The sequence below is a fragment of the Agrobacterium fabrum str. C58 genome, from assembly GCF_000092025.1.
GTDB classification, from domain to species: Bacteria; Pseudomonadota; Alphaproteobacteria; order Rhizobiales; family Rhizobiaceae; genus Agrobacterium; species Agrobacterium fabrum.
In genome coordinates this window covers 225742-237789 of sequence record NC_003062.2, presented here as the reverse complement: position 1 = coordinate 237789, position 12048 = coordinate 225742, and the positions used below count along the sequence as shown (strand labels likewise).

The window sequence follows — 12048 nt, the reverse complement described above, 5'->3', positions numbered from 1 at the left end:
TTCAGGGAATGAGGCGGAAGCGCCGTTCATTTTCATGAAACTTATATTGTTACATGAATTTTGAAGTCAATAGTCACGCAACTTATATTGTTACGTCACATCCAAACTGATAGCGTTCCCGATAAATGGATGGGCTGAGCAATGAGACACGACACACGCCTTTCTCGGGTGCTGCATATTCTGATCCATATGGAAAAACATGAGGGTGCCGCGACCTCCGAAAACATCGCGGCGATGCTGCAGACCAATCCCGTGGTGGTGCGCCGCACGATGGCTGGCTTGCGGGAGCATGGTTACGTATCGTCGGAAAAAGGCCATGGCGGCGGGTGGGTGCTGGCACAGCCGCTCACCGAGATCACGCTGCTCGACATTTACCGGGCGCTTGGCGCACCGGAGTTGTTCTCGATCGGGCTGGCCGGCGACAATCCTAATTGCGTCATCGAACAGGCGGTCAATGCAGCACTTTTCGACGCCATGAACGAGGCGGAAAACATCCTGTTGTCCCGCTTTGGAAGCATAACGCTTTCGACGCTCGCAGAGGAATCGATCGATCGTTGGTCGAAGCTTTCCAACTGCCCCTCCGCCATGGAGCAGCTTTAAGGGCGGCTGGCTTTCCACAAAGAAAAACCGCCTGCTGAAAAGCAGGCGGTTCTATCATATCAATCAACCCGTTAAGGCTGGGTCTGCGTGCCACCCGTATTCGGGCTTGCCGGTGCCGTGTTGTTCACGGGCGGCGTTGCCGGGGTGGTCGGAGCCATCGGCGCCGGTGCCTGATCCGTTGCCGCAGGCGGCGTGGTGGAGGACGTCGTTGCCGGATCGGTGGTCGGGCCGCTCATTTGCGACCAGGCGAAAACGCCGACCAGAACGACAACGATGATCGCCAACCACGGTACCCAGGACGACGACGTGCGGGCTTGCGGTTCATTGCTGATATTCAGTTCCGGACGTAAATCGCGGTCCGGACGCGGGTTATTGGGATCGAATGTCATGGTGTTTCCTCCTCTTCATTCTGCGGAGAAAACGACGTTCACGGGATTTTGTTCCGATTTCCTTCAAATGCCGATAAATGGGTAAGGCCAGTCACTCATCGAAGGGCATCCGCGAGCACCGTCATGACCTGCGGGCCGACCATTTGCGACACGTTGAAACGCATGAAACCGGAAGCGTTCTGCGACGAGCTGAACACATTGCCGGGGGCCAGCACCACCTGCCGTGCAAGCGCTCGCTGCGCCACATCGGCGGCATCTGTCCCTTCCGGCAGGCGGCACCACAGGAACATGCCCGCCTGCGGCTCGATCCACGGCATACATCCGATCGATCTCAGACGGGTTGCCGCCTCCGGCACCGCAGCCGCAAGACGCTGCCGGAGAGCCTCGACATGCTTGCGATAACTTCCATCCGTCAAAAGCGACAGGACAAGCGCCGCCGAAAAATGCGTTCCACCGAAAGCCGTGGCGATCTTGAGGTCGGTCAGGGCTTCCACCCACGCCCGGGGTGCCGCGATGAAACCGCATCGCACGGAGGCGGACAGCGTCTTGGAAAAGCTGCCGATCTGGACAACGCGGTTCAGACCATCAAAAGCCGCCAGCCGGGGAGCCGCCTGCGTTTCGAAATCGGCAAAAATATCATCCTCGATGATGGTCAGGCCCGGCTGTTCGGCCAGCATCAGCAGGCGATGGGCGGAAACGGCGGATAGTCTTGCGCCAGTCGGATTATGGATCGCGGAATTGGTGATATAAAGCCGCGGCTGGTGCTCTTTCAGCGCCTGCTCGAAAAGTGGCAGGTCGGGTCCAGCAGGTGTATAGGGCACCCCGACGATCTTCACCCGATGCGCTCGCAACAGGGCGTGGAAATTAAAGTAACAGGGGTCGTCGACAACAACCGTATCCCCCGGCTGCAGCAGGAAACGGCAGAGAAGATCGATTGCCTGCGTGCCGGAATCGGTAAGCATGATCTGGCTGGCACCCGCCTGTACACCGTGTTCGGCCAGCCGGCGTGAAAGAAGCTGGCGCAACGGCAACAGCCCCATCGGGCTGCCGTAATCCGTCAGCAGGGCGTCATCGGCACGGGCCAGCCCTCGCATCGCCCGCCGCAATGCCTCCTGTGGCATCCACGATGCCGGAAGCCAGCCGCAGCCGGGCTTGGCGAGAGCTGAACCGTCATCCAGCGCCTGCCGCGAAACCCATAAAGGGTCCACCGCCCTGTCGAGCCGCGGTTCGATATCGGCAAGCGAGAGTGGCGCAAGCGGACCTGCAACAAAAAAACCGGAGCCGGGGCGTGAGCTTATCGTACCATCCGCCACAAGCCGGTCATAAGCCTCGACAATGGTGGACGTGGAAAGCTGCATGGTCTTTGCCAGCGCCCGCACGGATGGCAGGCGAGCACCCGGAACAAGGCTGCGCGAGGTGATGCGCTGGCGGATATTCGCCATCACCTTTTCTATACGTGTGCCTGCCATGACCTTCCCGTCCACATCCATCCCTAACCGTACTGCTTTTAAGACCATAACAGTTTATTGATATTGTATCGTATTGTCGCTGTTCCTGCCAGCCATTCCGGATCAAGAAAGGCAAAAGGCAGGAGACGATCATGGACAAGACGACAAGCGGTTGGCTGAACGGGCTGACGGGCGTGGTGATATTTAGCGGGTCTCTGCCCGCGACACGCCTTGCGGTAACGGGTTTCGACCCCGTGTTCCTGACCGCTGCCCGCGCCAGCATTGCGGGCCTGTTGGCGCTGGCGCTGCTGTTTCTGTTCAGGCAGAAGCGCCCGGCGCGCGGTGATCTGACATCGCTGATCATCGTCTCGATTGGGGTCGTGGTGGGTTTCCCGCTTTTGACCGCGCTTGCGCTGCGGCATGTCACCTCGGCGCATTCCATCATTTTTGTGGGGCTGCTGCCGCTTGCAACTGCAATCTTTGCGGTTATGCGCGGCGGAGAGCGCCCGCGCCCTGTCTTCTGGCTGTTCTCCTGCCTCGGCAGCGCGCTGGTGGCGGGTTTCTCCCTGTCGAATTCGTTCGCCGCCCGGATCGAGGCCTCGCTTGCCGGCGATCTTCTCATGCTCGGCGCAATCATCGTCTGCGGACTTGGTTATGCGGAGGGCGCTGCCCTCTCCCGCAAGCTGGGCGGCTGGCAGGTCATCTCCTGGGCGCTGGTGCTTTCCCTGCCCGTAATGCTGCCGCTCGCCTTTTTTACCGGGCCGGAAACGCTCGGCGGCATAGACCCGCAGGCCTGGGGCGGCCTTGCCTATGTCTCGCTGTTCAGCATGCTGATCGGTTTCATTTTCTGGTATCGCGGGCTGGCGCTGGGCGGTATCGCTGCGGTGGGGCAGCTGCAATTGCTCCAGCCCTTCTTCGGGCTAGCGCTCGCCGCAACTCTGCTGCACGAAGAGGTGAGCCCGGCCATGATCGGCGTGACGCTGGTGGTGGTGCTGTGCGTTGCGGGCGCGCGAAAATTCGCGCGCTGATCATCAACTCGAACGACGATCGACCCAGCGATGCCAGGATTCCTCGCTGCCGTTGAAGACATTGAGATCGATACGGCCATCGACGCCATGCGACAGGCCGGAGCCGGAATATTGCCAGAATAGCCACTTGCGACCGGGATAGACCGCTGACGGGTGCTGAGCGACTGCACGCAGCCAGAAGGGATAATCGTGGAATTCGCCCTGGAGGTTGTCCTTGTAGAAATCGGGCGCCGTATAGATGATCGGCCGCTGACCATAATGGCGCTCGAGCTTGTCCATGAAGACACGCATCTTTTCCAAAACGCGTTCACGGGAATGGCGCATCTTGCAGCTCGATTCACCGTTATATTCCACGTCGATGACCGGCGGCAGCGCATCCGGATCGCGCGGCACGTTGCGAATGAACCAGTCCGCCTGTTCGCTGGCGTTGCGGCACCAATAAAAGAAGTGGTAAGCGCCGCGGCGGATGCCTGCTTCCTTCGCGCGCTGCCAGTTGGTGCGGAACATCGGATCGAGATGATCGCCGCCATCCGTCGCCTTGATGAACGCGAAATTCGCACCGCGGGTGCGCAGCTGCGGCCAGTCTATATTCGCCTGCCAGCGGGACACATCCACACCATGGACCTGGAAATGGCGCGGCTGAACCCGGCCGAAATTGATGGGCTTGGCGTCGCTGAAACTGGAACGGAAGATGCGGGAGCGGATCTGCGCGCCAGCGCTCGCCGCCGGAGCGGCAGCCATGGCCAATTGCACCGGGCGCTCCATCGGCCGTTCTGCCGGTCGCACCATTCCGGTCTGCGAAGGAACGGGCAGACGGATTTCAGGCGCATTCTGCGGCAGGGATGCCTTCGGCGTGACGGCGGAAAAGGCCTTGGGCTCATCCGGCACCGGCCCGCCCCACGCCAGGACTTCCTGCCGTGGCTGAGCCGTAATCGGCTGCGTGCCGACACTTGCCTGCGGCACCGGCGCCGATGGCTTGACCGAACTGGTGGTTTCCTTCGACGGCAAGCCAGCCATCAGGCTTTCCGGCCCGGAACTGGACGTGCAGCCGCCAAGCAGAAGGCAACCGAAGAGAAGTGCTGGTACAGCCGATGAACGCATGAGAACCCGTACGCAAAACAAAAGTGGGGGGGACACTCAGACGCCACCCGCAGACCTCGAAAGACAAATGCTAACGGAAGATTATCAAAAAAGACTGAATCTTATCTTTACGCCGGCACCTGTCGATGCGCCCGTCATTTATGACAGGCGAAACGCTTCGAGTTCTCGCGCAAGGGCGGCGCTCAGGCCGTCATTGTGGTGAGATCGACGGTATCGGCACCGGCAGAGTTTCTCTTGATCGATTCGATCGCGTGGATAGCCGATGCCTTTGCCTTGTACCCTTCCGACGAAAACATCGTCTCGCCATTGGATGCCTTGAAGCGGAAGCGATATTCGCCGGCTTTGTCCTGATAGATTTCGAATTTATACATGATCTTTGCGCCTCTGTTGCAAATCGAAGTGAACCCGTCGCAATCTTGAGCAGAACCTGTTCAATTCGCAACCGAAAATCACCGCTGTCAGATCAGCCGAATCCAGGCGCGGGCTATTTCCAGACCCGTCATGTCGGCCATCTGCGCCCGCGTGCCACGGTGGTCACCGTAATTTTCCAGCCAGCCGGGCGACATTCTTTCGACGGAACCCGGAAATCTCCGACACCATTCGTCGACAACCTCGGTGGAAGCCTCGAAATGGAACTGGGTGCCATAGGCCGCCCGTCCGATACGAAAGGCCTGGTTTTGTGTCGCGGCATTGGTCGCAAGGCGCGTGGCATCGGGCGGAAGCGTAAAAGTGTCACAATGCCACTGAAAGATCGGGAAGTTCTGCTGCTGCCCGGCCAAAAGCGGATCGGATAAGCCCTCCGGCGTCAGGGACACATCCTGCCAACCGAATTCCGGCGGGCCTGAGAGAATATTCTCTCCGCCATAGGCGCGCGCCAGCAACTGGCTGCCGAGGCAAACACCCATGACCGCCTTGCCCGCATCACCGAAAGCCTTCATCAGAAGCGCCAAGTCCGGAAGATAGGGATAAAGCACATCATCTACCGCATTCTGTTCGCCGCCCAGAACAACAAGCGCATCATGGTCGTCCGCATCTTCAGGAAGAGGATCGCCCGCATAGGCGCGGATGATGTGAATATCCGCCGCCGCCTCTCGCAGGGCGACGCCAATTTGTCCATGCGGCGTGCCCGCCATGTTTTCTATGATTGCAACGCGCATAAGACCTCTTGGCGACGACGATGGACTCAATCGGCAAAAATTGCCAATTGAGTCCAGCTTCACCACGGGAAAAAACGATTTTCAAGAGCGCGGCATCGTCTTTGAGGCGGTAGCGGACGGCGCGGCGTTTTAAGCCTCAGAATTCACGCGTCAGCTTGGCGTCCACCGAATGACGGTTGCCGCCGCGCACGGCGAAGAACAGGAAAATCGCAGCCCAGAGAATCGATTTTTCCGCACCGCCCAAGCCTTCCGCCTTTACGATGCCGTGAAAATAGACCGTGACCAATAGCACGATCATGGCCGCGAAAGATGCTGGCCGCGTGAACAGGCCGATGGCGACAAGAATGCCGCCGAAAAATTCCGTGGCGGCAAGCAGCGGTGACCAGAAGACGCCTGGGTGAAAGCCAAGGCTCTCCACCATGCCGACGGCGCCGAAAGGATTGACGATCTTGCCAAACCCATGGGTCACCAGAAGAAGCCCGGCCGCGACGCGCAGAATGGTCTCCACCAGATCATGGGTCGAATTATAAAGCGGCGCGACCGCCGGAACGAAAAGACGCTGACGATTATTCTCGAACTGGGCCATAGGATCTCCACGTTTCAGCCTTCGACAGCTTCTCTGTTGGCAAAGCCACATGATAAGAACAAGCACGCGCCCGGTAAAAACATGAGTGTTATAGTTGACATTATCGTGAGCATCATTGCGCTGAAGGAGATTTAGGGATGACCGAGACCAAACCCCGCATAGCCATTCGCTACTGCACACAATGCAACTGGCTGCTGCGCGCGGGCTGGATGGCGCAGGAAATCCTGCAAACCTTCGCGTCTGATATCGGCGAAGTCAGTCTCATTCCCTCGACCGGCGGTCTGTTTGAGATCACCGTTGATGGGACGATTATATGGGAACGCAAACGCGATGGCGGTTTTCCCGGTCCAAAAGAACTCAAGCAGAGAATCCGTGACCTCATCGATCCGGAGCGTGACCTCGGTCATGTCGACAGAACGAAGCACGAGGGCCTCGACACCTGACCCGGCGACATGTTTCAACAGCCCGGATTAAGTTTTTTCCCTTTAAAATCAATGATCGTCATAAAAGTTCAAAAAGTCTGTTGACACCGGGCGGCTGCCCTCGTACATCGCTCTCCGTCGCCCAGATGGCGGAATTGGTAGACGCGCCAGCTTCAGGTGCTGGTACTCGAAAGGGTGTGGAGGTTCGAGTCCTCTTCTGGGCACCATTCCATTTTTGATCTTAGCCAGATCAAATACTTATCCGAAAAAAAGCAACATATAGCCGACCGGCAAACGCCGGGAAGCATGTTTCTTTTTTCGTCTTTTTCAAGTTCAGAAAAGCTGAAGACGAGCGACTTCCGTTTCCATCGGAAGGCCTGCTATCATGTCAGAATGATGCAAAAAGTGCCCTGTCAGGGCTGAGCGTCCTTGTCGCCGCTATTTTGCGAATGCTGTTCGCAATTCGGCGTACAGGACAGCACCGTGCGCTCCGTCTGGCGGAATACACGAACCGTATTACCCTCGTCGATGGAGACGAGAATGCGCTCATCCACGATGGGATTGCCTTCGGCATCAAGAAGCACAAGATTGGTCGTGCCAAAACTGCGCCCGGTTAGAACGATGGTCGTTGCATCAGCGACCGTGGCATCAGCGACCTTGGAGTTTCCGACGATAACCTTGCTCACGGGACGGTCGAGGCGGAGAACGCGGGCGTGATTCATCGAAACGCGCAATATATCGTCCTGGGCAAAAACCGGCTGCGCCGCAGCCCCGAGGAAGACGGACAAGCCGACCATGATTTTCGCCAGTTTTCCGGATGACACGCGTTTGGCCCTTGCTTACTATCAGCACAGTTTATTGCGCCACAGAATGCGCGGTTTTAGTGAATGAAGCGTTAAATGGCACGAATCCGCAATGCGGATGATCGTCACGTGTAACGAGATGGTATTTTCATCACTCTTCAATCGCCTCAAAACTGAACATGTGCGTCTCCATGAAACGGCACTTCTAAAAAAGAGAAAAGTGATAAGGCTTAAAATACACTTATTTATCCGCAAATATAAAAATGCAGAAAATACTTTTAATTTTTATTTACCAAGAGGAACTCATCCTTCCGTTTACTTTGAGTTAATCGTTTTTTTTAAGCGCTTGGAAATCGCTCGGCTGTAGTTTGAACGCAACCGAACAACGGAGAACAGTTGTCGGCGTGCTGAACCAAACAAGATTTAGGAGAGACCTCATGACCAAGATTTTCGCTCGTTTCCTCAAGGACGAATCCGGCGCGACCGCCATCGAATACGGCTTGATCGCTGCCCTCATTTCTGTCGCCATCATCGGCGGCGCTTCAACGCTCGGCGGCAAGCTCAAGGACACATTTACCTTTATTGGCAAGTCGTTCACGGACTCCAAGGCTTCGACCGGCGGCGTCTGATCATTGAAAAGCATCGTGCAGGTGACGACCCCACACAAGTGCGGACGTTGCCTGCATTTTCGCGTGGCCGGCAGCACTAGGTCAACGAAGGTAGGCTATTTATGATTGTCGCGGCAATTTTTCTTATTCTTCCGCTTTGCCTTTGTTTTGCTGCTTTAAATGACCTTTTCAGCATGACGATCCCTAACGTGATAACCGTCGTGCTTTTATTGTCTTTCGCTTTTATCGCTCCCTTCGCGGGAATGGATTTTCAGACATTTGGTTTGAGTTTAGCGGGCGGACTGATTGTATTTCTTGGCTGTTTCGCGCTTTTTGCCGCCAATGTCATGGGCGGAGGCGATGCTAAGCTCTTAACTGGAGCGGCAGTGTGGTACGGTTTCAACATTTCTCTGGTAGAGTTTCTACTTGCCGTAACACTGGTCGGCGGAGCATTAACAGTCGGCATCCTGCTTCTGCGATCTCGGTCACAGGAAATCATGGCTTTCGGAATTCCCATTCCCGATTCCCTGATGGTTGCGCAGAAAATTCCCTACGGAATTGGTATCGCGATTGCGGGGCTTCTAACCTATGGCGAAGCTCCTCTCGTCAAAGCAGCGATCGCCAGTATTTTATAATTCCGAAAATTCTTATTTTTATCCAGCGATTAGAAGTTTGTTAACCACATACTTCAGGACAATATTAACCATAAATATACCAATCAAGCGCCATCCTAAGGGAAGAAGAATCTGATTCCCTCAAGGATCGAGCATGAAACCGTCGCGTATCGTCATTCTTTCCGTTGCCCTGGTGGCCGCCGGTCTTGCCGGCCTTGTCGCCATGCAGATTTCCGGCGCGAAGCAGGTTATCGAAAAAGCGGAAACGATTATCCAGAAAGAACCGACGGTCAACGTTCTCATCTCTTCCGTCAATCTGCCCGTCGGCAGCCGTCTGAACGACAGCTCCATGCGCTGGACACCCTGGCCACAGGGCAATGTGGTCGACAGTTTCATAACGCAAGCGAAAAGGCCCGACGCCATCACCGAGCTCGCGGGCACGGTCGTGCGGTTGCCCCTGTTCGAAGGTGAGCCGATCCGGCCGGAAAAAGTGGTCGATTCCAGCACCCGCATCATGTCTTCGCTTTTGCCCGCCGGCAAACGCGCCGTCGCTACCGAGATTTCCGTCTCGACCGGTGCGGGTGGCTTCGTACTGCCGAACGACCGGGTTGATGTCATCATGGTCCGCAAGGGCGAGAATGGTAACTTCCTGACCGAAAATGTTTTGAACAACGTCCGTGTTCTGGCGATCGACCAGCAGATCAAGGAAGGCGAAGACGGCATAGCGGCCGTGGTCGGCGCTACCGCGACGCTCGAACTGACCCCCGAACAGGCAAAGATCATAACCGTGGCGCAACAGATGGCGGACCGTCTCACGCTCGCCTTGCGTTCAGTCGCAGATGCGCAGGAAAACGATACGCTTTCGGCCGGCCATCTTCTCAGCGGAAGTTCCGGCCAGCCGGAAATTCAGGTGATCAAATCCGGCTCGATCGTGAAGAGCGGTCAAGGAGCCTCACAATGACCGGGGGGCTCATGACAAAACGTTTCAAACACCATCTGCGCTCGTCGATGGCAGGCGGGCTTGCATTCTGCCTGACTTTTTCAGGCGTTCCCGGCCGGCATTCTCCCGATTTTCTGCGCACCAGCGAGGCGGAAGCGCAAAGCGCAAGCATCGTTCGGATCACCGAAAGTGGCACGGGCATTCGCAAGCGCCTTAAACTCGGGCTGAACAAGGCGCTCGTCATCGACCTGCCGGAAGATGCGCACGACATTCTCGTTGCCGACCCGAGCCTTGCCGACGCTGTGACCCGAACATCGAGACGCATCTACCTTTTCGGGAAAATGGTGGGACAGACCAACATCTTCATTTTTGGTGATGGTGGTCGGGAAATCGTCAGCCTCGATCTCGAGGTTGAGCGCGACATTTCGGGGCTGGAGGCGAATATCCGCCGCTTTATTCCCGAGTCGGACATCAAGGTGGAAATCGTCTCGGACAACATCGTTCTCACGGGATCGGTGCGCACGCCGCAGGATTCCGCACGCGCGGTGCAACTTGCCGACGCCTTTCTGAAGGGCGGCGAGGCCACCACACGCAACATATCGCTCACGGGCGGCAACAATGGCGGCGATGCGGCAATTTTTGCCGAGCGCCGACAGGTATCGCAAATCGTCAACATGCTGACGATTGAAGGCGAAGATCAGGTGACGCTGAAAGTCACTGTTGCGGAAGTCAGCAGGCAGGTTTTGAAACAGCTCGGTTTCAACGGCTCGATCAGCAGCTCGACAAGCGGCAATGGGTTCGAATTTGCAAATCCGTCTAATCTTGGCAATGCGATCGATGGCGCGTCGAGGATTGCAAGCGGCGCAATTGGCTCGGGCTCCCTCAGATTTGCTTCTTATCTCAATGCCATGGAGCAGGCTGGCGTCATGCGCACATTGGCGGAGCCGAGCCTGACTGCTATTTCCGGAGAGCAGGCGAAGTTCTATGTCGGAGGTGATTTCAGGCTTGCCGCAGAGCAGGAAGTCGACATCGACAAGGAAACCGGACGGCCGACGATTACACGAACGACCAATACAGTCGACTATGGCATCACTTTGAACTTCAAGCCTGTCGTGCTTTCACCCGGCCGCATCAGTCTCAAGATTGAGACCAATGTTTCCGAGCCTACCTATGAAGGCAACGTTGTAACCGGAAATGGGGGTCGAACGATCCCCGGCTCGACCTACATGTCGGTGCGCAAGCGCGAGACCTCCACAACGGTTGAGCTTCCCTCCGGCGGATCGATCGTGATTGCGGGTCTTGTCCAGGATAATGTGCGGCAGGCGATGTCCGGGCTTCCCGGCATGTCAAAAATCCCGATCTTTGGCACGCTTTTCCGCAGCAAGGAGTTCCTGCGCAACGAAACGGAACTTGTCATCATCGCGACGCCCTATCTGGTGCGTCCCGTTGCCCGCAACCAGATCGCCCGGCCGGATGACAACTTCAACCCGGAAAACGATGCGGCGATGTATTTCATGAACCGCGTCAACAAGGTCTATGGCCGCAAGGATCAGGTTCAGGCGGCTCCCTATCAGGGATCAGTGGGGTTCATCTACAAATGACGACGCGCGCACCCAGTTCCCTCTCCACAGCGAGCCCGATCCGGGCAGGAAACGTCATGCAGGAAAACTCTTCCACCTTTTCCCTCCAGCTGCCCGGAAGAAGGGCTGGCCTCATCGCCGTTGCCGCGCTTGCTGCCGGCCTGCTGCAGGGCTGCGCACGCGACCCAATGACCACCAACGCCATTCCCGACGATTATCGCACGCGCCACCCTATCACCTTGTCGGAAGCCGAGCATTCGCTTGATATTCCGGTTTCGGCAGGCGACAGCCGGTTGACCACGGCCATGGCAGACAATGTCCGTGGTTTCGCCCAGAATTATGCGTCGATGTCGACGGGTATCGTCAACATTCAGATGCCTTCGGGATCGCCCAATTCCGCAACGGCAGCGAGAATGGCGAAACAGATTCGCTCCACGCTTTCCGGCGCGGGTGTGGCTCAAGGCAAGATCATGGAAACGCGCTATGCCGCTTCTCCGAATGGCGACTCCGCTCCCATCCGCCTGAGCTATGTCGCCGTTACCGCGATGACCGGCCAATGCGGCCAGTGGCCTGAGGATCTTTCGGACAATACCTTCGCAAACAAGAACTGGTACAACTTCGGATGCGCCTCACAGAGCAATCTGGCAGCGCAGATCGCCAATCCCATGGATCTGGTCGGCCCGCGCGGCATGAGCCCAATTGATGCCGAACGCCGGGCGGTGGTCATCGACACCTATCGCAGCGGTACTGCGACGGCACCGACAAACTGATG

General features: G+C 57.1%; 15 protein-coding genes and 1 tRNA gene. 9 read left to right on the top strand and 7 right to left on the bottom strand.

Annotation, left to right across the window (positions count from 1 at the left end):
- The first annotated feature begins 141 nt into the window (after positions 1-141).
- Entirely contained in the window at positions 142-600 is a 459-nt protein-coding gene (locus tag ATU_RS01130; RefSeq protein ID WP_010970751.1) for an Rrf2 family transcriptional regulator, read from the top strand.
- Between the two features lie 71 nt (positions 601-671).
- On the opposite strand, the gene ATU_RS01125 is transcribed toward ATU_RS01130, so the two are convergent.
- On the bottom strand, positions 672-989 hold the full coding sequence (locus ATU_RS01125) for a hypothetical protein (protein WP_010970750.1): 318 nt from the start codon (positions 987-989) through the stop codon (positions 672-674).
- A 95-nt stretch (positions 990-1084) separates the two neighbouring features.
- Positions 1085-2458, bottom strand: coding sequence for an aminotransferase-like domain-containing protein (locus tag ATU_RS01120; protein WP_010970749.1), 1374 nt, complete (start codon positions 2456-2458; stop codon positions 1085-1087).
- A gap of 131 nt (positions 2459-2589) precedes the next feature.
- Here ATU_RS01120 and ATU_RS01115 point away from each other — a divergent pair, with 131 nt between their 5' ends.
- Positions 2590-3465 (top strand): DMT family transporter, encoded by an 876-nt coding sequence (locus tag ATU_RS01115; RefSeq protein WP_010970748.1) that lies wholly within the window; start codon positions 2590-2592, stop codon positions 3463-3465.
- Between the two features lie 3 nt (positions 3466-3468).
- Here ATU_RS01115 and ATU_RS01110 read toward each other — a convergent pair whose 3' ends face one another.
- The 4 genes from ATU_RS01110 to ATU_RS01095 form a co-directional block, all read right to left on the bottom strand.
- Positions 3469-4566: a glycoside hydrolase family 25 protein gene (locus tag ATU_RS01110; RefSeq protein WP_010970747.1), complete on the bottom strand. Its 1098-nt coding sequence runs from the start codon at positions 4564-4566 to the stop codon at positions 3469-3471.
- Positions 4567-4748: 182 nt separating this feature from the next.
- Entirely contained in the window at positions 4749-4937 is a 189-nt protein-coding gene (locus ATU_RS01105; protein ID WP_010970746.1) for a YegP family protein, read from the bottom strand.
- Between the two features lie 87 nt (positions 4938-5024).
- Positions 5025-5723, bottom strand: a complete 699-nt coding sequence (locus ATU_RS01100) for a type 1 glutamine amidotransferase (RefSeq protein WP_035256093.1) — start codon at positions 5721-5723, stop codon at positions 5025-5027.
- 136 nt (positions 5724-5859) lie between these two features.
- On the bottom strand, positions 5860-6309 hold the full coding sequence (locus tag ATU_RS01095; protein ID WP_010970744.1) for a DoxX family protein: 450 nt from the start codon (positions 6307-6309) through the stop codon (positions 5860-5862).
- Positions 6310-6446: 137 nt separating this feature from the next.
- Between ATU_RS01095 and ATU_RS01090 the strand changes: the two genes are divergently transcribed.
- Both ATU_RS01090 and ATU_RS01085 read left to right on the top strand, forming a co-directional pair.
- Entirely contained in the window at positions 6447-6752 is a 306-nt protein-coding gene (locus ATU_RS01090) for an Rdx family protein (protein WP_010970743.1), read from the top strand.
- A 119-nt stretch (positions 6753-6871) separates the two neighbouring features.
- Positions 6872-6958 (top strand) — tRNA-Leu (locus ATU_RS01085).
- Between the two features lie 186 nt (positions 6959-7144).
- Here the strand turns inward: ATU_RS01085 and ATU_RS01080 are convergent.
- Entirely contained in the window at positions 7145-7528 is a 384-nt protein-coding gene (locus tag ATU_RS01080) for a pilus assembly protein N-terminal domain-containing protein (RefSeq protein WP_010970742.1), read from the bottom strand.
- A 443-nt stretch (positions 7529-7971) separates the two neighbouring features.
- On the opposite strand from ATU_RS01080, the gene ATU_RS01075 reads away from it, so the two are divergent.
- The 5 genes from ATU_RS01075 (at position 7972) to ATU_RS01055 (ending at position 12046) form a co-directional block, all read left to right on the top strand.
- Entirely contained in the window at positions 7972-8163 is a 192-nt protein-coding gene (locus ATU_RS01075) for a Flp family type IVb pilin (RefSeq protein ID WP_006310069.1), read from the top strand.
- 101 nt (positions 8164-8264) lie between these two features.
- Positions 8265-8777, top strand: a complete 513-nt coding sequence (locus ATU_RS01070; RefSeq protein ID WP_006310068.1) for an A24 family peptidase — start codon at positions 8265-8267, stop codon at positions 8775-8777.
- A 133-nt stretch (positions 8778-8910) separates the two neighbouring features.
- A complete protein-coding gene (gene cpaB / locus ATU_RS01065) occupies positions 8911-9717 on the top strand; it encodes a Flp pilus assembly protein CpaB (RefSeq protein ID WP_006310067.1) in 807 nt (268 codons plus the stop codon).
- On the top strand, positions 9714-11297 hold the full coding sequence (locus ATU_RS01060) for a type II and III secretion system protein family protein (RefSeq protein ID WP_010970740.1): 1584 nt from the start codon (positions 9714-9716) through the stop codon (positions 11295-11297). Before cpaB ends, ATU_RS01060 begins: the two co-directional genes overlap by 4 nt.
- Before the next feature lie 56 nt (positions 11298-11353).
- Positions 11354-12046 (top strand): CpaD family pilus assembly protein, encoded by a 693-nt coding sequence (locus tag ATU_RS01055; RefSeq protein WP_035256089.1) that lies wholly within the window; start codon positions 11354-11356, stop codon positions 12044-12046.
- The last annotated feature ends 2 nt before the right edge of the window (positions 12047-12048 follow it).